The organism is Streptomyces sp. NPDC016469, assembly GCF_040632905.1.
GTDB lineage: Bacteria > Actinomycetota > Actinomycetes > Streptomycetales > Streptomycetaceae > Streptomyces.
In genome coordinates this window covers 79,230-103,762 of the sequence record NZ_JBEYCQ010000002.1, presented here as the reverse complement: position 1 = coordinate 103,762, position 24,533 = coordinate 79,230, and the positions used below count along the sequence as shown (strand labels likewise).

Here is a 24,533-nt window from a genome sequence, read left to right as displayed (position 1 = left end):
CTGAAGGAGCGCCACGATGCGTCAGTCCAGCCTGCCCCGTTCCCTGCGGACCACCGCCGCCCTCGCCGTCGGCGGCGCGGTGTTCGCGCTGCTCACCTCCGCCTGCTCGACGGCGGACGCGGTCTGCTCCGGCGGCGAGTACCCGGTGCTGTACGTCGGCAGCACCGGGAGCGCGTGCGTGAAGGACGGCGAGGAGCCGCCCAAGGGGTATGTCCGCTACCCCGAGGGCAAGGTCCCGGAGCATGTGGACGACGAGTGGTGGACGTACTGGAACGAGCACACCCTCGACAAGGACGGGAAGATCATCGAGGTCTCGGAGTAACGGCCGCCCGGCCGGTCAGCCGGCCGCCCCGGTCCCGATCGGCTCGCGCATCTCCTTGCGGACCTGGGCGGCCTGGCGCGCCGCCTCGGCGAGGTCGACCTCGCCGGGGTCCTGGAGCGCGGTCTCCTCGGTGATGACGGCGACGAAGGACGCGGTGTTGTCGTCGCCCCAGGCGCACATGGGCAGGGTGCTGGTGATGCCCCCGTCCTCGGAGCGGACGACCTCGCAGGCGACGGTGATCCCGTAGCCCGCGGGCGTGAACTCCCGCGCCGGCACCGCCACGGTCATCCCCTCGGCCTCGGCGGCCCCCTTGAGGATCGTGTCGCGGGAGAACTCGGGCTTCTTGATGCGGCCCCACATCCCGGAGACGACCAGCGTCCCGCCGTCCTTCGACGTGTACTGCGTGACGACGGCCCTGGGGTCGCGGACGGACGGGTCGTAGGTGTCCTCGATGTCCTTGCCGTCCGTCGCCGAGGTGTCCTCCTGAAGGGTGTACTCGCCCTCCAGCAGCGTCTTCGGCACGGTGAGCTTGTACTCGGCCGCCGGGAACCCGTCGGACCCGCCGGACCCGCCGGACCCGCCGGACCCGCCGGACACCGGCAGCTTGTCGTCGGCCTTGTCCCCCAGCTGCACGACGCCGAAGACGACGCCGCCCGCCACCAGGAGCGCTCCCACGACGACCGCCGCGATCACCCCGGGCCGGGTCCGCCGGCCCGGCGGGAACCCGGGCCCGCCGGGCGGAGCCCCCCACGGCGGGGGCGCGGCGCCCTGCGGGGCTCCCCAGGGCTGCTGCTGGGCGTACGGATTCGGCTGGGGCTGCGGCGGGCCGTAGGGGCCCTGGGGTGCACCGTAAGGGCCCTGCGGCGGCGGGGGCATGCTCATGGCGCCCAAGCTACGGCATGGGCCCGCCACGCCTCCCGGTGCGGCCCGCTCAGGATCACCGCCCCGCCGCCCCCTCGATCGCGGCGGAGGGGTACGGGGTGCGTCGGCTCTCCGTCAGCAGGCGGTGGTGGAAGGCGTCCAGGGCGAGGGCTGCCGGGGCGTGGCGGTCCAGGAGTGTGGCGGCTTCGGGGGGTACGGCGGCGGGGCGGGTGCCCGTGAGCCAGGCGCGGAGGAAGGGGGCGTCGTACACCTCGTCGGACAGGTGGTGGCGCAGCAGGTGGCCGGCGACGTAGTGGCGGTCGTACGCGAGGTGGGCGGCCAGGAACGCGGACTCCTCGGCGGAGAGTTCGAACGCGGAGCTGAGCGCCAGGCCGAAGTCGGCGAAGCGGACCGACCGGCCGTCGGTCAGGACGTTGCGGAAGTGGGCGTCGAAATGCACGAACCCATGTGCGCTCATGAAGTCCGCGCCACGCTCCAGGGCCGCGTCGATCCGGGCGTACGGCGGGGCCTCGCCGCCCCGCGCGGCGGCGGCGCGGCGTTCGGCCAGCCAGGACCCCAGGGTGTGCGGTACGTGTTCCAGGAAGAGGACCAGGCTCGCGGTGGACCGGCCGATGGCCTCCAGCCTGGTGCGCACGGCGGGGTGGCCCTCCCAGTGGGCCACGGCGCCGTCGATGCCGCCGAACTCGTCCACGTACCCCTGCGGCGGGGTGTCGGGCAGGACCCGCCAGTGGTACATCAGCGGGAAGTCCGGGTGGGCGCCGCCGAGGACCCAGTGCGTGGTGAGGATGTGCGCGGCCAGTTCCCGCCACGCGCCGAACCCGGCCGAGCCGATCCCGTACTGGTAGAACACCGGCAGCCCGAAGAGGTTGGCCGTGGACCGGACGTGTTCCGGGCGCAGTTCGAGGTCGGTGAGGGGCACCCGCTTCACGAAGACGCGGGTGCCGTCGACGTCCAGCTCGGCCGCCCTGCCGCCCATGCCGGAACCCAGCGGGGCGGCCGCGGCGACCTCCCGGCCGAGGCGGCGGTCGCTCAGCAGGGCGAGCCGGGTGGCGACCGCCGCGTGGACGGCCGCGCGGCCGCCGTCAGACCTCTGCTCCATCCTCCCCGCCCTGTGCGATCGCCTCGGCCACCTCCGCCACCCTCGCCCGCTCCTCCGTCTCGAAGCGGTCCTGGTCCAGCTGTTCGGCGATCTCCTCGTCCTGGGCCATGAGCAGGTCGAGGTTGGAGTCGCCGAGTTCGAGGACGCCCATGTCGACGTACGCCTTCTGGAGCCGTTCGCCCCACAGGCCGATGTCCTTGACGCACGGGACGATGCGACTGAACAGCAGCTTACGGAAGAGCTGGAGGAATTCGGAGTGCTCCGAGAGGTCCTTCGCCTCCTGCTTGCCGATGCCGAAGTTCTCCAGGACCTCGACCCCGCTGAGCCGGTCGCGCATCAGGTAGCAGCCCTCGATGACGAACTCCTCGCGCTCGCGCCGTTCCGCGTCGCTGAGCTGCTTGTAGTAGTCGCGCAGCGCCATCCGTCCGAAGGCCACGTGGCGGGCCTCGTCCTGCATCACGTACGCCAGGATCTGCTTGGGCAGCGGCCGGGTCGTGGTGTCCCGGATCATGCCGAACGCGGCCAGCGCCAGGCCCTCGATGAGGACCTGCATGCCCAGGTAGGGCATGTCCCAGCGGGAGTCGCGCAGGGTGTCGCCGAGCAGGCCCTGCAGGCTGTTGTTGACCGGGTAGAGCATCCCTATCTTCTCGTGCAGGAACCGGCCGTAGATCTCCGCGTGCCGGGCCTCGTCCATGGCCTGGGTCGCGGAGTAGAACTTGGCGTCCAGGTCGGGCACGGCCTCCACGATGCGGGCGGCGCAGATCATCGCGCCCTGCTCGCCGTGCAGGAACTGGCTGAACTGCCAGGAGGTGTAGTGCTTGCGCAGCTCGCCCCGGTCCTTCTCGGTCATCCGCGCCCAGTGCGGGGTGCCGTACAGGGTCAGGGCCTCGTCGGGGGTGCCGAGCGGGTCGGCGGGGTCGACCTCCAGGCTCCAGTCGATGCGCTTGTTGCCGTCCCACTGCTTGTCCTTGCCCTTCTGGTACAGGGCGAGAAGGCGCTCGCGGCCGTCGTCGTAGTCCCAGCTGAAGCGGGCGGCGCCGGTCGCCGGCACGGTCCACAGCGGTTCCTCGGGGGCGGTGGTGTAGAGGTCGTGGGTCGACACGGACGGCTCCTTCGCCTCGCGACTGCCGGGAAGTCGGCGGGCTCCCCGCTCAGTTGGCAGGTTCACACGTTGGTAGACGCGCGGTCAACAAGTCGGGCACAGGGGATTGACGGCCTTGCTGACAAGCAGTCTCATAGTGAGTGACCGTCGGTAACCCATGGGTGAGGTGCCTCCTCGATGACGACCGTGACCGAAAGCGACCTGCAGACGCTCCGCGACGCACTCGGCCCGCTGCGCGGCCGCGAGCAGATCGCCGAACGGCTCCTGGAGGCGTCCGCCAAGCACTCCTTCGACCCGGACAAGGAGCTCGACTGGGACGTACTGCCGGAGGACGGCAAGTGGTTCTGGCCGCCCGAGCTGGTCTCGCTCTACGACACCCCGCTGTGGAAGCGGATGTCCCACGACCAGCGGCAGGAACTGGCCCGGCACGAGGCCGCCTCGCTCGCCTCGCTCGGCATCTGGTTCGAGATCATCCTCATGCAGCTGCTCGTGCGGCACGTCTACGACAAGCCCCCGACCAGCAACCACGTCCGCTACGCGCTCACCGAGATAGCCGACGAGTGCCGGCACTCGATGATGTTCGGCCGCATGATCACCTGGGGCGGCGGGCCCACGTACACCGTGCCGCGCCGGTACCACAACATGGCGCGCGTCCTGAAGAGCGTCTCCACGACGCCCGGTTCGTTCGCCGGGACGCTCCTCGGCGAGGAGATCCTCGACTGGATGCAGCGGCTGACCTTCCCCGACGAGCGCGTCCAGCCCCTGGTGCGCGGCGTGACCCGCATCCACGTCATCGAGGAGGCGCGGCACGTCCGCTACGCCCGCGAGGAGCTGCGCCGCCAGATGGTGACCGCGCCCCGCTGGGAACGCGAACTGGCCCGCGTCAGCTGCGGACAGGCCGCCCGCGTCTTCTCCGTCTGCTTCATCAACCCGCAGGTCTACGAGAACGTGGGACTGAACCGCCACGAGGCGGTCGCCCAGGTGAAGGCCAGCGGACACCGGACGGAGGTCATGCAGACGGGCGCCAAGCGGCTGACCGACTTCTTCGAGGACATCGGCGTCCTGAACGGCGTGGGGCGCAGGCTCTGGAAGAGCTCGGGCCTGCTGGCCTGACGATGGCAGCCCTTAGTCTGGGGGCCATGACCCCTGCCGCCGCCGCGCCGCCCGGCCGCGCGTACCGAAGACTCAGCGTCGAGGAGCGCCGCACCCAGCTGCTCGGCGCGGCGCTCACGCTCTTCGCGCACCGCCCCCCCGACGAGGTCTCGCTGGACGAGGTCGCGACGGTGGCCGGGGTGTCGCGCCCGCTGGTGTACCGCTACTTCCCGGGCGGCCGGCAGCAGTTGTACGAGGCGGCGCTCCGCTCGGCCGCCGAGCAGCTGAAGCTGTGCTTCGCCGAGCCCGCCGAGGGCCCGCCGACCGAGCGGGTGACCCGCGTCCTCGACCGCTACCTGGCCTTCGTGGACGAGCACGACGCCGGTTTCAGCGCCCTGCTCCGGGGCGGCAGCGTCGCCGAGACGTCCCGGACGACCACCATCGTGGACGAGGTGCGGCGCGCGGCGGCCGAGCAGATCCTGCTGCACCTGGGCCGCGACGAGCACAGCGAACCCGCGCCCCGGATGAGCATGATGGTGCGCACCTGGATCGCGGCGGTGGAGGCGGCCTCGCTGATCTGGCTGGACGAGGGCAAGCGGCCGGACGCGGCCGAGCTGCGCGACTGGCTGGTGGACCAGTTCATCGGCCTGCTGGGCGTGACCTCGGCCTCGGACCCGCAGACCGCGGCCGCTGTGGCCGCGCTGCTCCCGCTGGAGACCGTGGAGGGCCCGGCCGGGCGGCTGGTGGACCGGCTGGCCCCGCTGACACGCGTCGCCGCGCATCTGCTGCCGCCGGATTGAGCGGGTCGGCGCCGCCCGTTCGGGACCGGTCGGTCCGATCGGTCAGACTGGCCCGGTGAGAAGCGAGAACACCGCCTTCGTCGGCGGCCCGCTGGACGGCCGGGTCCTGCCCGTCCTCACCGGCGCGACCGGCCACCCGCCCAAGTGGTACGAGGTCCCGGTCCCGGACGCGGCCGGCGGACCGCCCACGGTGCACGCGTACCGCAGGGCCCCGGCCGGTCACACGAAGCGGCTCGGCATCCAGCGGGGGTGGATCTACGCATACGCCCCCGGGGGGCGCGAGCGGAACCGGCCCCGGTGGCCGTGGTCGAAGCCGGGCGGTGGACGGCAGGAACCGCCCCACTAGGATCGATCGTCTGGTCCCTGGGGACGGGACGGTCACAAGGGGGGATGCGCCATGGAGGCGCCGCGTCAGGACGAGCCACGCCGCTTCGGGCCGTACACCGTGCTGGCCCGCTTGCGCGAGACCGCCGCCGCGGTGCAGTACCTCGCGCACGGTACGGACCCCGGCGAACTCGTGGTGGTCACCGCCGCCCGGCCGGAGCTGGCCGCCTCGCCCGCCTTCCGCCACCGCTTCGACGCGGAGGCGCGCCTCGCCGGCCGGCTCGCCGGAGGCTGGGTCGACGAGCCGCTGGAGACCCGCACGGACGGGTCCGAGGCGCCGTGGACCGCGGCGGCGTACGTCCCCGCGCTCACCCTGGCCGAGGCCATAGAGGCCGCCGGACCGCTGCCCGGGCGCGCCGTGCGGATACTGGGCGCCGGCATCGCCGAGACGCTGTCCCGGGTCCACGCCACGGGCGCCGTGCTGCACGGCCTCGCGCCCTCGACCGTGCTGCTCGCCGAGGACGGCCCCCGGCTCACCGCCTTCGGCCCGTTGGGCGCGGCGGCCGAGGCGTCGGCGGGCCCCGGCGGCCGGCTCTCCGTACGGCTCGGCTATCTGACCCCGGAACAGCTCGCGGGCGAGGAGGCGGGCCCGGCCTCCGACCTCTTCGTGCTCGGTCTGCTGCTCGCCTACGCGGCGACCGGGACGACCCCGCTGGCCGACGGTCCCCCGGCCGAGGCCGCCGACCGCATCGCGCAGGCCGCCCCCGAACTCGCCGGGGTCCCCGACGAGTTGCGCGGCCTGATCGCCCGCTGCCTGGCGAAGGACCCGGCCGACCGCCCCACGGCGGGCATGGTGGCCGCCGAACTCGCCCTGGAGGGCGCGGCCGCCCTGGCGGCGGGCGGCTGGCTGCCGGAGGGGGTGGCGGCGGCGGTGGCCGGGCAGGGCGTCCGGGCCGGGCGGCCGGCCGCCGCGCCCGAGAATTCTGTGTCCATGAAGAACGCGTCTGTGGAGAACCCCGTGTCCGATCAGTATCCGGTGTCCGACGAGAACCCCTCGGGCGCCCGGGGTGCGAATCCCCCGAAGTCGTACGGGGACGTCTGGGACGCCGTCGCGCCCCGGCCCGCGCCCGAGCCCGACATACAGGACGCCGTGCCGCCGCAGCACCGGGCGACGCCGGTACCCGAGTGGCAGCAGCCGACGGCCGCCGGGGGCGGCACGGTCCCGGACGCGTCCGCAGCCGTCCCGGACACCCACACCACGCAGCTCGGGGCGATCGGGCAGCCCGGCCCGCCCGTCCAGCAGGGGGAGCCCGCTCCGTGGCCGGACCAGTCCGCCTACGGGTACCCGCAGCCGCCGTACCAGCAGCAGGCTCCCCAGCCCGCCCCCATGCCGCTGCCGCCCGCGCCCGTCCCGAACATCGCCCCGCCCGCCGAGCCCCGGCGGTCCGGGCCCAGCCGGCGCGGGCTGCTGTTCGGGGCGGTGGGCGGCGTGGCCGGGCTGCTGGTCGGCGGCGGGACGCTGTACGCGCTGACCTCGGGCGACGACGAGCCCGGCCCGGACCCCAAGCCGGGCCCGACATCCGGCGGGCCCAGCGTCGCGGGGGTCGCCCCGACGCCGCGCTGGATCTACAACCACCCGGCGTCCGAGCCGATGCCCCTCACCGCCGCCCTCGTGAAGAACCGTCTGCTGGTCCTCACCGACGAGAGCCATGCGAGCGCCGTCGACCTGCGCACCGGCCGCCGGCTCTGGGAGAACGCCGACGGAGCCAAGGGACAGGCCGCCCTGGCGGCGGGGGACGACCTGTGCTTCGTCGCGGGTCCGTCGGAGTTCCTGTGGCTGTCGGCGAAGGACGGCAAGGTCGCCCACCGGGTGGCGTACGCCGACGGCTTCAAGGACGCACCGGACCTCTCGGTCCGTACGCTCGTCGGTTCGGCCGGGTCGGTCATCTGGTTCACGGGGTCGCACAAGACCACGGTGAAGGCTCCGAAGCCGAAGAAGGGTGAGAAGCCCGGCAAGGACAGGCAGGTCGTCAAGTCCTACCTGTTCGGCTACGACATCGTGCAGCGCAAGGAGCTGTGGCGGACCCCGGTGCCCAGCGGCCGGGGCCCGATCGCGCCCGTCTTCCGGCTGATCGCGGTCCGGCCGGACGCCATCGTCGTACGGCAGGACTCCCGGACGCTCGCCCCGGCCGCCCTGAAGGCCGCGAAGAAGAAGGGCGTCTTCCGCAGCTTCGACCGTGAGACCGGCAAGGCGCAGTGGAGCCGCAGGTTCGGGAACGTCGCCCTCGACGGAGCGGCCGTCGGCGACGAGGAGGGCACCATCTACGCGGCGGACGGCCCCAATCTGCGCGCCTTCGAGACGCCGGCCGGCAAGGCGAAGTGGACGCTGAAGGGCACCCGCGGCTCCGTCTTCGGGGCGTCCCTCCCCTCGGGTGACCTGCTGTACACCACGAACCGCAACCAGGAAGTGGGGGCGCTCGACCCCAAGACCGGGAAGCCGAAGTGGCGCCGGTCCACCGAGGCGGCGGGCGACAAGGCTCCCGTGGTCTCCGTCAGCGGCTCGGGCAGCACGGTGCTCGCCGCCGACCCCGGCCAGGTCACCGCCTTCTCCGCCGCCGACGGCAAGCGCCTCTGGAAGTTCCAGGACATCGGCAACCAGGCCCCGGACGGCGAGGCCGTCAAGGCGGGCTACCAGGTACTGGCGTACGACAAGACGGCGATCGTCCGGCGCGGCCGCACGGTGTACGCGTTCCCGGTCGCCTGACGGCACCCGCCCGGCCCACCGCCCGCCGCCTTCCGGGCGAATCCGGAAGGCGGCGGGGGCCGCCACGGCCGTGGGTTCTTGCATCGCCCCGTCGCACGCGTGAGCGTATGGACGCATTGCGCTCACTCATGGGGTAGTCGCACGATTCACCCCGGTTCCGGAGGTGATGTCGTGTCGTCGGGCACCCTGGTGCGTTCCCTCGGTACGGCGGCCCTGGCCGCCGTCGTCGTGATCTCTCCGGCCACCGCCGTAGCGGCCCCCTCACCCGGCGCGGGCGGGTCCTCCGGCACACCGGCCGGCGGGGTCGCCGGGCTGCTGACCGAGTTGCAGCGCCTCTACCAGCAGGCCGAAGAGGCCACCGAGACCTACAACGGCACGACGGCCGAGCTGAAGAAGCGGGCCGCGAAGGCGAAGAAGCTCGACGCGGCCCTCGTCACCGCACGGCGCTCGCTGGCCAAGGGCCGGGACGCCGCCGGACAGCTGGCCCGCGAGCAGTACCAGGGCCGGTCGGAGCTCTCCGCCTATCTGCGGCTGCTGCTGATGCGCGACCCCGAGGCCGCCCTGACCCAGGGCCAGGTCATCCAGCGCCTCGCCGCCGGGCGGGCGGCGGCCGTGCGGCGGCTCGGCGCGGCCGAGAAGCGGGCCGACGAGCTGGCGAAGGAGTCCCGCAAGGTGCTCGCCGAGCAGCGGACCCTGACCGCGCGGAAGAAGAAGGAGCGCGACACCGTACGGACCAGGCTGAAACAGGTGGAGGCGAGGCTCGCCACGCTCTCCGCGGACCAGCTCGCCGAGGTCTCCGGCCTGGAGCGGAAGAACACGGACCGGGCCCAGAGCGCCCTGGTCGCCTCCGGCGCGCTCTCCTCGTCCCGGCCGCCGACCGCCCAGGGCGGCGAGGCCGTCCGGTACGCGGTCCGCCAGATCGGCAAGCCGTACGTGTGGGGGGCGGAGGGGCCGGGTTCGTTCGACTGCTCCGGGCTCACCTCGCGGGCGTGGGCGAGCGCCGGCCGCGTCATCCCGCGCACCTCGCAGGAGCAGTGGCGGCAGCTGACCAGGATCCCGATGAACGCGCTGCGCCCGGGCGACCTGGTGGTCTACTTCCCGCAGGCGACCCATGTGGCGCTGTACATCGGCAACGGCCTGGTGGTGCAGGCGCCCCGGCCCGGCACCCGCGTGAAGGTCTCGCCCGTGGCGTCCAACCCGGTGCTGGGCGCGGTCCGGCCCGACCCGGACAGCACGCCGCTGGCCTCGTACGAGGGCCCGGAGCTGCCCGAGGGGGCTGCGGACGGCTCGGACGAGGGGTACGGCGCCTCCTCGGCCCCGGGCGCGTGACGCCCGGGGCCGGAGGGCGGCACGGTCAGGCGGCCCGGCCCGCCACCGAGGCGAGGTAGGCGTCCGCCTTCTCCGGCTCGAAGAAGAAGTTCTCGAAGTCGGCCGGGTCGTTGAAGCCGTTGGCGAAGCGGTCCGCGACCGGCTGGAGCTGCCCGGCGGCGCCGATCAGGTTCAGCACGTGCTCCGGCGGGACGCCGAGCATGGCGTTGGTCCACTTGGTGACGTGCTGGGCGGTGTCCCAGTACCGGTCGAACGTGGCCTGCATCCACGCCTCGTCGAACGCGCGGTCGCCGTGCTCCACGATCGAGTCGAGGTAGGCGGCGGCGCACTTGGACGCCGAGTTGGAGCCCTGGCCGGTGATCGGGTCGTTGGCGACGACCACGTCCGCGACGCCGAGCACCAGGCCGCCGCCGGGCAGCCGGCCGACCGGCTTGCGGACGGTGGGGGCGTAGCGGCCGGCGAGGGTGCCGTTGGCGTCGGTCAGCTCGACCTTGGTGGCGCGGGCGTACTCCCAGGGGGTGAAGGTCTCCATCAGCTCCAGGGTCTTCGCCAGGTGCTCGGAGGGGTCCTTGATGCCCTGGAACGCGTCGAGCGGCCCGCCCGGGACGCCCTCCCAGAACAGGATGTCGGCGCGGCCGGACGTGGTCAGGGTCGGCATCACGAAGAGCTCGCCGACGCCCGGGACCAGGTTGCAGCGGACCGCGTCGAAGTCCGGGTGCTCCGGGCGCGGGCCCATGCCGTGGACGTACGCGACGGCCAGCGCGCGCTGCGGGGCGTCGAACGGCGAACGGGAGGCGTCCCGGCCGAACATCGAGACCAGCTCGCCCTTGCCGGCCGCGACCAGCACCAGGTCGTAGGTGCGGGAGAAGTAGTCCAGGTCGGAGACGGCCGCGCCGTGGATGACGAGCTGTCCGCCGCGCTGGGCGAAGGTGTCCATCCAGCCGGCCATCTTCACGCGCTGGTCCACGGACTGTGCGTATCCGTCGAGCTTGCCGACCCAGTCGACGGCCCGCGAGGAGTCGGGGGCGGCGACCGAGACGCCGAGCCCTTCGATGCGCGGGGCCTGGGACTCCCAGAAGTTGAGCTGGAGGTCCCGCTCGTGCTGGAGCGCGGTGTGGAACATGCACTGCGTGGACATGACCCGCCCGGAGCGGATCTCGTCGGCCGTGCGGTTGGACATCAGGGTGACCTCGTACCCCTTGGACTGAAGTCCCAGGGCGAGCTGGAGCCCGGACTGACCGGCTCCGACTATCAGTATCTTCCGCATCGCGGTTCTCCGTTGTGTGGTGCTGAGGGGGCTACGCGGGGGTGGCGTCGAGGGCGTGGCCGACGAGGGCCAGCAGGGATTCGACCACCGTGATCCGGTTGCGCGCGTCCATGATCACTACGGGCACGTGCGCCGGTACGGTCAGGGCCTCCCGGACGTCCTCGGCCTCGAAGCCCGGCGTCCCCTCGAAGTGGTTGACGGCCACGATGTACGGCAGCCCGCAGCTCTCGAAGTAGTCGAGGGCGGGGAAGCAGTCGGCGAGGCGGCGGGTGTCGGCCATGACGACGGCACCGATCGCGCCGCGCACCAGGTCGTCCCACATGAACCAGAACCGCTGCTGGCCCGGCGTGCCGAACACGTACAGCACGAGGTCGTCGTCCAGCGTGAGCCGGCCGAAGTCCATGGCGACGGTCGTGGTGGCCTTGTCCGGGGTGGCGCTGAGGTCGTCGGTGTCCTCGCTGGCCCGGGTCATCATGGCCTCGGTCTGCAACGGGGTGATCTCGGAGACCGCGGTCACGAACGTGGTCTTGCCGACGCCGAAGCCACCCGCGACGACGATCTTGGTGGCGATCGGGGCCCGGGTGCGGTCCAGCTGCCAGGGCTGGAGCTTCTCCTCGGGCCGGTCCTCCGGGCCCGGCTGCCGCGGTGCGAACAGCGACTCAGAGACGGCGGAGTCCATCGAGCACCCTTTCGAGCAGTGCGCGGTCGGGCTGGCCGGTGCCGTGCCCGGTCCCGTACACGCGGATCTTTCCCTGGTCGGCCAAGTCGCTGAGCAGCACCCGGACCACGCCGAGCGGCATCTTCAGCAGCGCCGAGATCTCCGCGACGGTACGCATCCGGCGGCAGAGCTCGACGATGGCCCTCAGCTCCGGCATCAGACGGGTCGCCAGGTTGCCGTTGGTGAGTTCGCGGCGCTCGTCGGGGGCCTCCAGCGCGGCGACGAACGTCTCGACCAGCAGGACGTGTCCGAAGCGGGTGCGGCCGCCGGTGAGCGAGTACGGGCGGACCCGCGCGGGCCGTTTGCCGGCCCCCCGGACGGGCAGTTTGCGGGCGGGTCCGGCTGCGGCGTGGCTCACTGGGCGCTCTCCATCGATTTGCGCAGCTCACTGCGGAGTTCGGGGGTGAGTACGTGTCCGGCGCGGCCGACGAACAGCGCCATGTGGTACGCGATGACGCCCATGTCGCAGTCGGGGGCGGCGTGCACCCCGAGCAGCGAGCCGTCGCTGATCGACATGACGAAGACGCTGCCCTCCTCCATGGCGACCATGGTCTGTTTCACACCGCCGCCGTCCATCAGCTTCGCGGCGCCGACGGTGAGGCTGCCGATGCCGGAGACGATGGTCGCCAGGTCGGCGCTGGAACCGCGCGGTCCGCTCTGCGGGGCCGCGGGCTCGGCGGCCTCGTGGTGGCCGGGGTCGGAGGACAGCAGCATCAGCCCGTCGGACGAGACGACGGTGACCGAGTGGACCCCTGGCACCTCCTCCACGAGATTGCTCAGCAACCAGTGCAGGTTCCGGGCCTCGGTGCTCAGCCCGAATGTGCTGGGCGCAGTCAACTGCGTGCCTCCTCGACTGTGTCCCCCGTCTCTCCGGTCCGGCCGTCGCTACGGCCTGCCGGCTCGGCGTGCTCGGTACGTGTGGGGCCGGCGCCCTCGGCGATTTCGGCCTCGACGTCGCGGCGGCCGTCCCTGGCCCCCTGCTGGAAGCCGCCGAGCCTGCGCCGCAGGGCCTCCTTGTCGACGCTCCCCCGCCGCTCGGCGACGGGCGCCCCGGCGGGCCGGACCACCTTGGGCGTCCGCTTGGGCAGCCCCTTGCCGGTGACGGCCTCCCCTGCGGGCTTACGGGGGGCGGGGACGGTGTCCGCGGGGGGCTCGGTCGCGGGGGGCTCGGCGGCCGGGGCTTCGTCGGCGGCGCGCTCGTGGCGGTCGGGGCCGATGGCGTACGGGCCGGCGGCGGTGGCGTCCTGCGTCTGCGGGGGGCGGGGCAGGCGGACCTGGAGGGTGCGCTCGGACTCGTTCTCGTCGGCGGGCCCGGGGGCGGGCGCGGGGGCGGGCTCCGGCTCGGGGGCGGGCTCGGGCTCGGGGGCCTCTGCGGGCTCGTCGGACGCGGACGCCTCGGGGGTCTCCGCGGGCTCTTCGGGCGCTGACGCCTCGGGGGTCTCCCGCGCTTCGGGGGTCTCAGGGGCCACCGGAGCCTCAGGGGTCACCGGCGCCTCGGGAGTCACAGGCGGCTTCGCCGTCCCCGCCCCCGCGAGGGCCCGTTCCGCCGCCGCGATCATCGGGTCGTCGGAGGTCGGCGCGGAGCGCCCCGGCAGGGTGTTGGAGTTGGCCTCGGCCACCGAGCCCGGCAGGTTGAGCGCGGGCGCGTCGCCCGGGGCGGTGACGGGCGGGGGCGTCGCGGCCGGAAGGGCCTTGGGCAGCAGGGCCTCGGGGAGAACGACGACCGCGGTCACCCCGCTCCCCTTCTGCTCGCGCAGCTCCACGCGTACGCCGTGCCGGGCGGCGAGCAGCGAGGTGACCTGGAGGCCGAGCCCGGCCCCGTCGGCGTTCTGCTCGCCGGCCTCGAAGAGTGCCGGGTCGGCCAGGCGGGTGTTGAGCTCGCCCATCCGTACGGACGACATGCCGATGCCCTCGTCCTGGACGGAGAGCATCACCTCCCCGCTCTCCAGGAGCCAGCCGGAGAGCTGGACGGGGGAGTCGGGCGGCGAGAACGAGGTGGCGTTCTCCAAAAGCTCGGCGACCAGGTGGCTGAGGTCGTCCGCGGCGAAGCCGGCGACCTGGGCGTGCGGCGGCAGGGACTGGATGGTGACCCGCTCGTACCGCTCGATCTCGCTGACGGCCGCGCGCAGGACGTCGACCAGCGGGATCGGTCCCGGGTGACCGTGGCCGTGGTCCGCGCCCGCGAGGACCAGCATGTTCTCGCTGTGGCGGCGCATGACCGTGGCCATGTGGTCGAGCTTGAAGAGGGTGCCGAGCCGTTCCGGGTCCTGCTCGCGCTCCTCCAGGGACTCGATGACGCCGAGCTGCCGCTCGACCAAACCGAGGGTGCGCAGCGAGAGGTTGACGAAGGTGTGGTGGACGGTGTTCTTCAGCTTCTCCAGCTGGGCCGTCAGGTCCGCCGCGCGCACCTGGAGCTCGGCGCGCTGCACCGTGAGGGCCTCGCGTCCGGCGAGCAGTTCGGCGCGCTCGGTCTCCAGGTGCGCGAAGCGCCCGTCGAACTCCTGGAGCAGCTCCCGCAGGCGGCCGTGCAGGGCGTTGATGGAGCGGACGGTCTGGGCGAACTCGTCGTTGCGGCCGGTGTAGCGGACCGGTTCGGCGGTGGCGGGTTCGGCGGCGAGCCGGGCGGCGCCGATCCGGAGCACGGCGAGCGGCTGGGTGAGGGTGCGGGCGACGGCGGTGGAGACGGCGATCGCGACGAGCAGGCAGCCGCCGAGGAGCGCGATGCGCAGTTCGAGGGCGGTGACGTCGTCGTCGCGGAGCTGTTCGAGGCGCTGGACCTGGGTGGTGCCGAGCGCGGACTCCACCGAGCGCATCCGGTCGACCCGGGCCGCGAGGGCCGCGGCGACCTTCTTGTCGCTGACCTTCAGGTCGGAGTCGGACAGTTCGGGGCGGTCGGTCAGCTCGGCGAGGTACTTCTCGGCGCTGTTGACCTCCGGCCCGGTGACGGTGGAGGCCAGCTTGTCGCGGGCGGTGGCGCCGGCGGACTGGTCGAAGGCCGCGAGTGCGGAGAGTTCGCCGACCCGGGCCCGCTGGGCGGCGGCGCTCAGCTCGTCCCGGGTGCGGTCCTCCTTGGTCTCGCCCTCGTCCTCGCCCTGGACGGGCAGCCCGGTGAACGGGTCGATGCGCGGCGGGGCCGGCTCCGGGCGGGGCACGGCGAGCGCGGCGAGGAGCAGCCCCCGGGCGGCGGAGGCCTCCTCGGTGGCCCGGCCGAGCTCCTGCGGGGTGCGGGTGGCGTCGGAGGCGCGCGGCGGGGTGCTGCGGGCGAGCTCGTCGGCGATGCCGTGGAGTTTGGCGATGACCTCGGAGTACGCCTGGTGGGCCTCCAGGGCCGTGTCCTTGCCGCTGATCGCGTCGCGGCGCAGGGACGGGATGGTGGACAGGTCGCGCAGGAGGTCGGCCGGGGCCGTCTCCCGGATCTCGTCCACCCGCTGGTCGACGCGGGCGCCCCGGCTGCCGGGCTCGCCCTCACGGCCGCCCGCGATGTAGACGGTGACCTCGTCGCGCTCGTCGGCGAGGGAGTGGGCCAGGGAGATCGCCTGCTGGTTCAGCTCGGCGAGGGTGACCAGGTGCTGCGAGTCGGTGAGGTCGGACGAGGCGGCGAGCACGGCCGGTGTCCCCGCCGCTATGACGGTGATCCCGACGACGGCGACGCCCGCGACCAGCCGGCTGCGGACGCGCACGCGACGACCGCCCTCGGCCGGGATCGTCGGCGCCGCCTCGGAACCGCTGTTGCTGCCGCCCTTGCTCCGAGGCCGCTTCTTCTGCACCGGTGCTCGCAATCTCGACTCGTCCGCCCTTGAAGCAGAGGTGACGCGCGGTCACATGAACGAGCGTCCCGCCCCCTGGTACGGCTCCCGACCATTCCAGTGCTTTTCAGGAGGGGGCGCGCATCAACCGCTCCGCCACACGAACGAGTGAACATCACTCCCGAGTTGGCGAACAAGTCTCCCCAGCGGGCCCCGGCGCCATGCGCGGACACCGGCTGGAACTTCCGCGCGGGCTTTGGCAAGATGCCCGCCCGCACGTCCGGGCGGAGTGATTCCTTCCGTGTCGGCCGACCTTCTGACCTGCTGGTACACACCAACCGCGATGCCGTGCAGGCGCGGTGAAGGCATCGTGCAGACTGGCCCGATGCGTATCGAACTCGCGACCGCCCCCGGCGCTCCGGACCGCCCGAACGAGGACTGGACGGCCTCGGTCCTCCCCGCTTCCGGTCGGGGCGGAGGGCTGGTGCTGCTCGACGGCGTGACCCCGCCCAAGGGCGACGCCGGTTGTGTGCATCCGGTTCCGTGGTTCACGGCCCGGCTGGGCGGTGCGCTGGTCGAACTGTCCGGTTCGCGGCGGGATCTGACCTTGCGGGAGATCCTCGCGGAGTCCATCCGGCGCACCGCGGACGCCCACCGTTCGACCTGTGACCTTTCTCACGTGCGTACGCCGCAGGCAACCGTCGTCGTGGTGCGCTGGGACGAGGCCGAGGTGGAGCACCTGGTGCTGTCCGATTCGGTGCTGCTCCTCGAATCGCCCGCCGGGGGCGTCCGCGCGGTGCTGGACGACCGGCTCGACCGGCTGCCCAGGGAGTTCCTGGTCTCGGAGGCGGTGGCCGACGCCCGGGCGCGCAACAAGGAGGGCGGCTTCTTCACGGCCGCCGCCGACCCGGCCGTGGCGGAGCGCGCGGTCACCGGGCGGACGCCGCGCGCCGAGGTGCGGGCCCTGGCCGTGATGACGGACGGGGCGAGCCGCTGGACGGAGATGTTCGGCGAGGGCGACTGGGCGGCGTGCCTGGCGGTCCTGGCGGAGGAGGGCCCGCAGGCGCTGATCGACCGGGTCCGCGCCCTGGAGGACGCGGACACGGAGCGTGAACACCTCCGGGGCAAGACCCACGACGACGCGACGGCCGCGTACGTACGTCTGTGACGGATCTCGGCCCTCCGTGCGCCCGTGTCGGATCTCAGTCCTCGGCGCGGGCGTTCAGCTGGTGCAGCAGGCGGGCGAGTTCCGCGACCTCGGCGCGGTCCCAGTCGGCCAGCTTGCGGACGTAGCGGTCGCGGCGGGCGTCGCGGACGCTCCGGAAGCGGGCGAGCCCTTCCTCGGTGAGGTGGACGAGAAACGCGCGCCCGTCGGCCGGATCGGGCTCGCGCGCCACCAGGCCGAGCGCTTCCAGGGCGCGGAGCTGCCGGCTCATGGTGGCCTTGCCGACGCCGAAGTAGGCGGCGAGATCGGTGGCCCGCTGCCGCCCGGCGGATTCCAGGCGTACGAAGAGGCCGTAGGCGGCGGCCTCCAGTTCGGGGTGCACCTCGCGCGCCATCTCGCCGGAATTGGCCCGCGCCCGGCGCAGAAAGACGGCCAACTCCAGCTCCAGGGCGAGGAATTCGTGGTCCACACCACTTCCTCCGGTAGCGCCGGGTTCACGTCCGCTTTCGCTCCCGTGCACGTCAACTCCCCTCAAGAGCTTTCCCGCAGATGAAAGTTTCTTCCGCCGTCGGCCATCACCGCAGCTCCGCCAGTATTTCGCAGGAGTAGACCAACGGCGCCGCCCAGGCCCCCTTCCGCAGCACGGGTCTACGTGCGTAGCGTCATGCATGGCATGTTCACGCCACGGCATGCTCCGGGGTCGCCGCGCGGCGCCTCCCGGGTCAGCAGATCCCCCCACCGAGGTCTCGGAGGCACGCAATGCCCGTGCACAGATCCGGCTCCAAGAAGTCCCGCCGCTCGCGCTTCGCCGCGGCCGGCACTCTGCTCGCAGCCCTCTCCCTCCTCATCGCACTCCCCGGCGCGTCGAACGCGGCGGGCGGCGACCCCACAGCGCCCGCGCGCGGCACCGCCACCATGGGCATGGGCGTCGTCGCCCACGACGGCAAGGGCGGCCTGCCCGTCGGCTCCACCGCCACCCAGACCGAGGGCGTGGACGTCAGCAGCCACCAGGGCAACGTCGCCTGGTCCACGCTCTGGAACAGCGGTGTGAAGTGGGCCTACACCAAGGCCACCGAGGGGACGTACTACACCAACCCCTACTTCGCGCAGCAGTACAACGGCTCGTACAACGTCGGGATGATCCGCGGCGCCTACCACTTCGCCACGCCCGACACCACGAGCGGCGCCACCCAGGCCAACTACTTCGTGGACCACGGGGGCGGCTGGTCCAGGGACGGCAAGACCCTGCCGGGCGTGCTCGACATCGAGTGGAACCCGTACGGCGCCCAGTGCTACGGCAAGACCGCGGCCCAGATGGTCTCGTGGATCCGTGACTTCGTGAACACGTACAAGGCGCGCACCGGACGCGACGCGGTGATCTACACCGCGACCAGCTGGTGGCAGTCCTGCACGGGCAACAACGCGAGCTTCGGAACGACCAACCCGCTGTGGGTGGCCCGGTACAACACCACGGTCGGCACGCTCCCGGCCGGCTGGGGCTTCTACACGATCTGGCAGTACACGTCCTCCGGCCCGACGGTGGGCGACCACAACCACTTCAACGGCGCCCTCGACCGCGTACAGGCACTCGCCAACGGCTAGCGGCGACAGCCTCCCCTTACGCCGAAGCCCGGTGACGCACCCCGTCGCCGGGCTTCGTCGCGTCCGGGCCACCCCACTATGAACCATGTGTATACATCACAGGTATAGTCGCCGCTCCAGGTCGCACACCAGTGCGCCCGTGCACCAGAGGGAGTGGCACGCCGTGCCCAGTAAGAGGAAGTCGATCGGTACGGGGTTGGCCGTCGCTCTTGTGACAGCGCTCACGCTGACGCTGAGCGGCTGCACGATGGAGACCACCGCGCCCGGCTCGGCCCGCGACGACGCCGCCTCGGACGCCAAGGGGCCGATGGGTCCGGTGGACTGCCGCAAGGCCAAGTGCATCGCCCTGACCTTCGACGCGGGCCCGGCCGAGGACACGCCCCGCCTGCTGGACATCCTCAAGGAGAAGAAGGTCCACGCGACCTTCTTCCTGCTCGGCAGGAACCACGTCAAGAAGCACCCGGACACCGTGCGGCGCCTCGCGGCCGAGGGCCACGAGATCGCCAACCACACCTGGTCGCACAAGATCCTGACCGACCGGAAGCCGGCCGAGATACGCGCCGAGCTGGAGAAGACGCAGAACGCGATCGCGGAGATCACCGGCAAGAAGCCCCGGCTGATGCGCCCGCCGCAGGGCCGCACCGACGACACGATCTCCGGCATCTGCAAGGACCTCGGGCTCTCCCAGATCCTGTGGAGCGCCACCGCCAAGGACTACTCGACGACCGACTCCGCGCTGATCAGGAAGCGGATAGTCGACCAGGCGAGCAAGGACGGCATCATCCTGCTGCACGACATCTACAAGGGCACCGTGCCCGCCGTGCCCGGGATCATCGACACGCTGAAGAAGCAGGGCTACACCTTCGTGACGGTCCCCCAGCTGATGGCCCCCGCCGAGCCCATCCCGGGCACGATCTACCGCCCGTAGGCACAGCGGTACGCGGAACGGCCCGCCTCCCGGGCCGTTCCGCGTCCGTGCGGCTACGCCGCGGCCGGAATCCTGCGTTCCGCCGTGGCCGGGGCGAGGGCGATCTCCAGGACCTGGCGGACGTCGGTGACCGGGTGGACCTCCAGCGTCTCCAGGACCTCGGCCGGGACGTCGTCCAGGTCCGCCTCGTTCCGCTTGGGGATCACCACGGTGGTGACGCCCGCCCGGTGCGCGGCCAGGAGCTTCTGCTTCAGGCCGCCGATCGGCAGCACCCGCCCGGTCAGCGAGACCTCACCGGTCATCGCCACATCCGTGCGGACCAGCCGGCCGGAGAGCAGCGAGGCCAGCGCGGCCGTCATCGTGATGCCCGCGCTCGGGCCGTCCTTGGGGACCGCGCCCGCCGGGAAGTGGATGTGCACGCCCCGGTCCTTGAGGTCCGCGACCGGCAGCTCCAGCTCCGCGCCGTGCGACCGGAGGAAGCTCAGCGCGATCTGCGCGGACTCCTTCATGACGTCCCCCAGCTGACCGGTGAGGGTCAGCCCGGACGCCCCGGTCTCCGGGTCGGCGAGCGACGCCTCCACGAAGAGGACGTCCCCGCCCGCCCCGGTCACCGCGAGCCCGGTCGCCACGCCCGGCACCGACGTGCGGCGCTCGGCCGGGTCCTGGGCGGACTCGGGCACGTGGTGCGGGCGGCCGATGAGACCGCGCAGGTCGTCCGCGCCCACCGTGAACGGCAGCTCGCGGTCGCCCAGTTCGCTCTGGGCCGCGACCTTGCGCAGCAGCCGGGCGACGGCGCGCTCCAGGTTCCGCACGCCGGCCTCGCGGGTGTACTCGCCGGCCAGCTTGCGCAGCGCCGGTTCGTCCAGCGCGACCTCGTCCTTCTCCAGGCCGGCCCGCTCCAGCTGGCGCGGGAGCAGGTGGTCGCGGGCGATGACGACCTTCTCGTCCTCGGTGTAGCCGTCGAGCCTGACCAGCTCCATGCGGTCGAGCAGCGCCTCCGGGATGGCCTCCAGGACGTTGGCGGTGGCCAGGAAGACGACGTCGCTGAGGTCGAGCTCGACCTCCAGGTAGTGGTCGCGGAAGGTGTGGTTCTGCGCGGGGTCGAGCACTTCGAGGAGGGCGGCGGCCGGGTCGCCCCGGAAGTCGGATCCCACCTTGTCGATCTCGTCCAGGAGGACGACCGGGTTCATGGAGCCGGCCTCCTTGATGGCGCGCACGATGCGCCCGGGCAGCGCCCCGACGTACGTACGCCGGTGGCCGCGGATCTCCGCCTCGTCCCGGACACCGCCGAGCGCGACGCGGACGAACTTTCGGCCCATGGCGTGCGCCACGGACTCCCCGAGCGAGGTCTTGCCGACGCCGGGCGGTCCGACGAGGGCCAGCACCGCGCCGCCCCGCCGCCCGCCGACGACGCCGAGCCCGCGGTCGGCCCGCCGCTTGCGGACCGCCAGGTATTCGGTGATCCGCTCCTTCACGTCCTGGAGGCCCGCGTGCTCGGCGTCCAGGATCTCCTGGGCGCCCTTGATGTCGTACGCGTCCTCGGTGCGCTCGGTCCACGGCAGTTCGAGGACGGTGTCGAGCCAGGTCCTGATCCAGGAGCCCTCGGGGCTCTGGTCGGAGGCGCGCTCCAGCTTGTCGACCTCCTTGAGCGCCGCCTCGCGGACGTGCTCGGGCAGATCGGCGGCCTCGACCCGGGCCCGGTAGTCGTCGGACTCGTCCTCCGGGTCGCCGTTGAGCTCGGAGAGCTCCTTGCGTACGGCGTCGAGCTGGCGCCGCAGCAGGAACTCGCGCTGCTGCTTGTCCACGCCCTCCTGGACGTCCTTGGCGATGGACTCCGCGACGTCCTGCTCGGCGAGGTGTTCGCCCAGCCACTGGATGGCGAGCTTCAGCCGGGCGACCGGGTCGGCGGTCTCCAGCAGGCGGACCTTCTGGGCGGTGGTGAGGAAGGGCGAGTAACCCGAGTTGTCGGCGAGCGCGGAGACGCCCTCGATCTGCTGGACCCGGTCCACGACCTGCCAGGCGCCGCGCTTCTTCAGCCAGCTGGTGGCGAGCGCCTTGTACTCCTTGACCAGCTCGGCGACGGCCCCGGGCAGGGGGTCGGGGACGGAGTCGTCCACCCGGACCCCTTCCACCCAGAGCGCGGCGCCGGGGCCGCTGGTGCCCGCTCCGATGCGGACCCGGCCGCGGCCCCGGATGAGGGCGCCCGGGTCACCGTCGGAGAGCCGCCCCACCTGCTCGACGGTGCCTCGGACACCGATCCCGGTGTACGTCCCGTCGATGCGCGGGACCAGCAGCACCTCGGGCTTGCCCCCGCCCTCCCGGGCGGCGGCCTGCGCGGCCTCGACGGCGGCGCGCACCTCGGTGTCCGACAGGTCCAGCGGCACCACCATTCCCGGCAGCACGACCTCGTCGTCAAGCGGCAGCACGGGCAGGGTGAGCGGTGTGACGGCGTTGGACTCAGTAGCCATGATCTCCCCTTCGGCAGTCAAGTTGAGCTATACCGGCTCAATGCTTATGAGCCCTGCGATGTTCCCCAACCGTTGTTCGCTCTGAGCGATCAGCCGTCGCACACCGGGACGGGCGCTCCGGAGCCGTTGTCAGTGGCGCCTGTCACGATGCGTGGAGACCGACTCGTCAGGGAGAGACATATGGGTGCGTGGGACGTGGGCCCCTTCGACAACGACACCGCCGCCGACTGGTGCGGCGGTCTCGACGAAGCCGCGCCGGAGGCGCGCGAGGGGATGGTCCGGGCCGCGCTGGCCGGGACGGCGGGCACCACGGGCTACCTGGACTCGGACGTGGCGAACGAGGCGATAGCGGCGGCCGCCCTGGTCGCGGCGCAGTGCCCCGGGGGTGCCCCCGCCGACTCCGCGTACGGGCCGGACGAGCCCCTTCCGGACCTGACCGGCCTGCGCGAGCTCGCGCTCCGGGCCCTGGACCGGGTCCTGACCGAACCGTCCGAGGCGCTGGAGCTCTGGGAGGAAGCGGAGAACGGGCCCTGGCACACCGGGGTCAACCAGCTGCGCGGCGCCCTTATGCCCCGGGCCTGAGCGACCGGATATCCCGTGGAGCCCCGGCCCCGCGCCGGACAGGATGGCCGCATGACCGAGACCCCGCGCCCCGTGCAGGCCCTGATCGTCGTGGACGTACAGAAGGACGGGGTGGCCGGTCCGGGGGCCGTGCCCGCGGCCGGTGTGCTGCTGGACCGGACGGCCGGGCTGCTGGCGCGGGCCCGGCGGGCGGGCGCGGTCGTCGTCCATCTCCAGAACGACGGCGCGCCCGGCGCGGGCGACGAGCCGTACACCCCGGGCTGGGCGCTGCATCTGCCCGTCGTGGCGGGGCCCCGGGAATCCGTGATCCGCAAGACCCGGGACGACGGCTTCGCCGGCACGCCCCTGGGCGCCGTCCTGACCGAGGCGGGCGTCGGGGCGCTGGCGGTCTGCGGCGTCATGTCGGAGATGTGCGTCCAGGCGACGGCCCGCACCGCCCTGGAGCTGGGCTACCGGGTCGTCCTCCCGCACGACGCCCACGCCACGCATGACGTCCCGGCCGCCCCCGGGATCAGCCCGGCGGTGCCCGCCGCCGTCGTCTCCCGGGTCGCCGCCTGGGCGATCAGCGCGGACGCGGACGTCACCGCGCCCGCCTCGGCCGTACGGTTCACGGCGCCGCCGGGCGCGTGAACCGGGCGGTGCCCCGCCGCCGATAGAGGGGTGTGAGCGACTTGCGCCCCTCGGGGGACGACCGGAGTGACGAGGCGCTGCTGCGTGCCGTCGCGCAGGGGGACACGGCCGCCCTGGCCGCGTTCTACGACCGGCACGCCGGCTGGCTGCTCGCCCGGCTGAGCCGCCGCTGCCCGGACGCGGAGACCGTACGGGAGGTCGTGCAGGACACCTTCGTGACGGTCTGGCGCTCCGCCGCCGCGCACCGGGGTGCCGAAGCGGGCGGCTGGCTCTGGGTGATCGCCGCCCGGCGCCTGGTCGACGCCCAGCGGACCCGGGCCCGGACGGAACGCGCGACGGCGGCCGAACAGGCGGGCGACGCCCGCTGGGCCGCCCCCGCGCCGTCCGCCGAGGACCGGGTGCTGGCCGGTCTGGAGTACGGGGACGTGGGCGCCGCGCTCGACCGGATCTCGCCCGAGCTCCGGGAGGTCCTGCGGGCGACGGTCGTGGACGGCCTGACCACCAGGGAGGCCGCCCGGCTGCTGGGCATACCGGAGGGCACGGTCAAGACCCGGGCCATGCGGGCCCGTCGCGAACTGCGCGCGGCCCTGGACCGGCTGGTCACGGAGAACGGCCCCCTGGGAGGCACGGCATGACGACGTGGCACGTGACGGGCGATCTGGTCCTGCGGTACGCGGAGGGCACGGCCCCGGAGACGGAGGCCTGGTCCCTGGAGAAGCACGTCGAGTCCTGCACGGAGTGCGCGGTGCGGGTGTCGGCGGCGGTACGCGACCGGACGGCCGCAGCGGCGACGCTGGACGCGGTCCGGGCGGCGGTGCTGGCGGAGGCGATGGCGGAGCCGGCTCCTGAGGCGGAGGCGGGCACGTGGCGTCGCGTGCGCGGCGCGGAGCGCGGGGCCGGCGGCGCGGACGCGCCCTGGTCCGGGGCGTGGCGCCGGGTGCGGGGCGTGGGACGCGGCAACGCGGACGCGGGGCGCCCGGTGCCCGGCCCAGGCGCGGGCCACGCCCGCGCGCCCGGGGCCGGACCTGCGTGGCCAGGCGTCCCCGGGGCGGGTGGGTGGGGCCGCGGGCCCGGACGTCACCGCCTCGGACGGGCGCTCTGGGCCGCCGGGCCCGCGCTGCGGGGGCCGTGGACCGGGGCGCTGCTGCTCGTGGTGTGCGCGGCCGTGGCGCTGGCGTACGGGGGTGGGCTCGACGGTTCGGCCCGGGCGCTGCTGCTGCTCGTGGCGCCGGTGCTGCCGCTCGCCGGGGTCGGGGTCTCCTACGGGCGCTCAGCCGACCCCCTGCACGAGATCATCGCCGCGTCGCCGGGCGGCGGGCTGCGGCTGCTGCTGACCAGGACGGCCGCGGTGCTCGGGGTGACCGTCCCGGTGCTGGCCCTGGCCTGGGCGCTGCTGCCCGCGTCGGCCGGCGGGCCGGGGCCCCTGGCCTGGCTGCTGCCCGGACTCGCCCTGACGCTCGCGGCCCTGGGACTCGGCTCGTACGTCGGCTGCCGCACCGCGGCCCTCGTCGTCGCGACGGGCTGGGCGGCCGCCGTCACCGTACCGGCGCTCGACACGTCCCCGTCGGCACTCCTCGACGGGACGCCGACGGCGCTGCGCTACTTCGCGGGGCTCCCCGCACAGGGCGCGTGGGCGGGGGCGGCCGTGCTCTGCGCGGCGCTGCTCGTCCTCCGCCGCCGATCCTTCGACCACCTGGAGACGTCATGAGCGTG

General features: G+C 73.3%; 23 protein-coding genes. 13 read left to right on the top strand and 10 right to left on the bottom strand.

Annotated elements, in window-relative coordinates:
- Nucleotides 1–16 precede the first annotated feature (16 nt).
- On the top strand, nucleotides 17–322 hold the full coding sequence (locus tag ABZ565_RS02470) for a hypothetical protein (RefSeq protein WP_361019537.1): 306 nt from the start codon (nucleotides 17–19) through the stop codon (nucleotides 320–322).
- Between the two features lie 15 nt (nucleotides 323–337).
- On the opposite strand, the gene ABZ565_RS02465 is transcribed toward ABZ565_RS02470, so the two are convergent.
- Genes ABZ565_RS02465 through ABZ565_RS02455 form a run of 3 tightly spaced genes read right to left on the bottom strand, consistent with a single transcriptional unit; the run spans nucleotide 338 to nucleotide 3,405 of the window.
- The gene (locus ABZ565_RS02465) at nucleotides 338–1,204 is read right to left on the bottom strand and encodes a hypothetical protein (RefSeq protein ID WP_361019534.1); all 867 of its coding nucleotides are present in this window, start codon (nucleotides 1,202–1,204) and stop codon (nucleotides 338–340) included.
- Nucleotides 1,205–1,259: 55 nt separating this feature from the next.
- Nucleotides 1,260–2,303, bottom strand: coding sequence for a protein kinase family protein (locus ABZ565_RS02460; RefSeq protein WP_361019531.1), 1,044 nt, complete (start codon nucleotides 2,301–2,303; stop codon nucleotides 1,260–1,262).
- Entirely contained in the window at nucleotides 2,287–3,405 is a 1,119-nt protein-coding gene (locus tag ABZ565_RS02455; protein ID WP_361019528.1) for a ferritin-like domain-containing protein, read from the bottom strand. The genes ABZ565_RS02460 and ABZ565_RS02455 overlap by 17 nt, the downstream gene beginning before the upstream one ends.
- Nucleotides 3,406–3,582: 177 nt before the next feature.
- On the opposite strand from ABZ565_RS02455, the gene ABZ565_RS02450 reads away from it, so the two are divergent.
- The 5 genes from ABZ565_RS02450 (at nucleotide 3,583) to ABZ565_RS02430 (ending at nucleotide 9,714) form a co-directional block, all read left to right on the top strand.
- Nucleotides 3,583–4,518: a diiron oxygenase gene (locus ABZ565_RS02450; protein ID WP_361019525.1), complete on the top strand. Its 936-nt coding sequence runs from the start codon at nucleotides 3,583–3,585 to the stop codon at nucleotides 4,516–4,518.
- A gap of 26 nt (nucleotides 4,519–4,544) precedes the next feature.
- A complete protein-coding gene (locus ABZ565_RS02445; RefSeq protein ID WP_361019522.1) occupies nucleotides 4,545–5,297 on the top strand; it encodes a TetR/AcrR family transcriptional regulator in 753 nt (250 codons plus the stop codon).
- A gap of 55 nt (nucleotides 5,298–5,352) precedes the next feature.
- The gene (locus ABZ565_RS02440) at nucleotides 5,353–5,643 is read left to right on the top strand and encodes a hypothetical protein (RefSeq protein WP_361019519.1); all 291 of its coding nucleotides are present in this window, start codon (nucleotides 5,353–5,355) and stop codon (nucleotides 5,641–5,643) included.
- Nucleotides 5,644–5,694: 51 nt separating this feature from the next.
- Entirely contained in the window at nucleotides 5,695–8,385 is a 2,691-nt protein-coding gene (locus ABZ565_RS02435) for a PQQ-binding-like beta-propeller repeat protein (protein WP_361019516.1), read from the top strand.
- 171 nt (nucleotides 8,386–8,556) lie between these two features.
- Nucleotides 8,557–9,714, top strand: a complete 1,158-nt coding sequence (locus tag ABZ565_RS02430) for a C40 family peptidase (protein ID WP_361019513.1) — start codon at nucleotides 8,557–8,559, stop codon at nucleotides 9,712–9,714.
- Between the two features lie 25 nt (nucleotides 9,715–9,739).
- On the opposite strand, the gene ABZ565_RS02425 is transcribed toward ABZ565_RS02430, so the two are convergent.
- The 5 genes from ABZ565_RS02425 to ABZ565_RS02405 are packed head-to-tail and all read right to left on the bottom strand — an operon-like array spanning nucleotide 9,740 to nucleotide 15,466.
- The gene (locus tag ABZ565_RS02425) at nucleotides 9,740–10,981 is read right to left on the bottom strand and encodes a styrene monooxygenase/indole monooxygenase family protein (RefSeq protein WP_361019510.1); all 1,242 of its coding nucleotides are present in this window, start codon (nucleotides 10,979–10,981) and stop codon (nucleotides 9,740–9,742) included.
- Nucleotides 10,982–11,012: 31 nt separating this feature from the next.
- Complete coding sequence (locus ABZ565_RS02420; protein ID WP_361019507.1) at nucleotides 11,013–11,660, bottom strand: ATP/GTP-binding protein; 648 nt, start codon at nucleotides 11,658–11,660, stop codon at nucleotides 11,013–11,015.
- Nucleotides 11,641–12,057, bottom strand: a complete 417-nt coding sequence (locus tag ABZ565_RS02415) for a DUF742 domain-containing protein (protein WP_361019504.1) — start codon at nucleotides 12,055–12,057, stop codon at nucleotides 11,641–11,643. The genes ABZ565_RS02420 and ABZ565_RS02415 overlap by 20 nt, the downstream gene beginning before the upstream one ends.
- Entirely contained in the window at nucleotides 12,054–12,536 is a 483-nt protein-coding gene (locus ABZ565_RS02410; RefSeq protein WP_361019501.1) for a roadblock/LC7 domain-containing protein, read from the bottom strand. Before ABZ565_RS02410 ends, ABZ565_RS02415 begins: the two co-directional genes overlap by 4 nt.
- Nucleotides 12,533–15,466 carry a nitrate- and nitrite sensing domain-containing protein gene (locus tag ABZ565_RS02405; protein WP_361019498.1) on the bottom strand — a complete coding sequence of 978 codons (2,934 nt, stop codon included), beginning with the start codon at nucleotides 15,464–15,466 and terminating at the stop codon, nucleotides 12,533–12,535. The genes ABZ565_RS02410 and ABZ565_RS02405 overlap by 4 nt, the downstream gene beginning before the upstream one ends.
- 364 nt (nucleotides 15,467–15,830) lie before the next feature.
- Between ABZ565_RS02405 and ABZ565_RS02400 the strand changes: the two genes are divergently transcribed.
- The gene (locus tag ABZ565_RS02400) at nucleotides 15,831–16,613 is read left to right on the top strand and encodes a protein phosphatase 2C domain-containing protein (RefSeq protein WP_361019496.1); all 783 of its coding nucleotides are present in this window, start codon (nucleotides 15,831–15,833) and stop codon (nucleotides 16,611–16,613) included.
- 34 nt (nucleotides 16,614–16,647) lie between these two features.
- Here ABZ565_RS02400 and ABZ565_RS02395 read toward each other — a convergent pair whose 3' ends face one another.
- Complete coding sequence (locus tag ABZ565_RS02395; protein WP_073963965.1) at nucleotides 16,648–17,130, bottom strand: MarR family transcriptional regulator; 483 nt, start codon at nucleotides 17,128–17,130, stop codon at nucleotides 16,648–16,650.
- Between the two features lie 239 nt (nucleotides 17,131–17,369).
- On the opposite strand from ABZ565_RS02395, the gene ABZ565_RS02390 reads away from it, so the two are divergent.
- The gene (locus ABZ565_RS02390) at nucleotides 17,370–18,212 is read left to right on the top strand and encodes a lysozyme (protein ID WP_361019493.1); all 843 of its coding nucleotides are present in this window, start codon (nucleotides 17,370–17,372) and stop codon (nucleotides 18,210–18,212) included.
- Between the two features lie 247 nt (nucleotides 18,213–18,459).
- Nucleotides 18,460–19,140 (top strand): polysaccharide deacetylase family protein, encoded by a 681-nt coding sequence (locus tag ABZ565_RS02385; RefSeq protein WP_361020021.1) that lies wholly within the window; start codon nucleotides 18,460–18,462, stop codon nucleotides 19,138–19,140.
- 53 nt (nucleotides 19,141–19,193) lie between these two features.
- Here ABZ565_RS02385 and lon read toward each other — a convergent pair whose 3' ends face one another.
- A complete protein-coding gene (lon, locus tag ABZ565_RS02380; RefSeq protein WP_361019490.1) occupies nucleotides 19,194–21,608 on the bottom strand; it encodes an endopeptidase La in 2,415 nt (804 codons plus the stop codon).
- 180 nt (nucleotides 21,609–21,788) lie between these two features.
- On the opposite strand from lon, the gene ABZ565_RS02375 reads away from it, so the two are divergent.
- From ABZ565_RS02375 to ABZ565_RS02360, 4 genes are read left to right on the top strand one after another with little or no spacing between them, the layout of a single operon-like run.
- Entirely contained in the window at nucleotides 21,789–22,190 is a 402-nt protein-coding gene (locus ABZ565_RS02375) for a DUF4259 domain-containing protein (RefSeq protein WP_361019487.1), read from the top strand.
- Between the two features lie 51 nt (nucleotides 22,191–22,241).
- The gene (locus tag ABZ565_RS02370) at nucleotides 22,242–22,820 is read left to right on the top strand and encodes an isochorismatase family protein (RefSeq protein WP_361019484.1); all 579 of its coding nucleotides are present in this window, start codon (nucleotides 22,242–22,244) and stop codon (nucleotides 22,818–22,820) included.
- A 32-nt stretch (nucleotides 22,821–22,852) separates the two neighbouring features.
- Complete coding sequence (locus ABZ565_RS02365; RefSeq protein WP_361019482.1) at nucleotides 22,853–23,455, top strand: RNA polymerase sigma factor; 603 nt, start codon at nucleotides 22,853–22,855, stop codon at nucleotides 23,453–23,455.
- Nucleotides 23,452–24,528, top strand: a complete 1,077-nt coding sequence (locus tag ABZ565_RS02360) for a hypothetical protein (RefSeq protein ID WP_361019479.1) — start codon at nucleotides 23,452–23,454, stop codon at nucleotides 24,526–24,528. Before ABZ565_RS02365 ends, ABZ565_RS02360 begins: the two co-directional genes overlap by 4 nt.
- The last annotated feature ends 5 nt before the right edge of the window (nucleotides 24,529–24,533 follow it).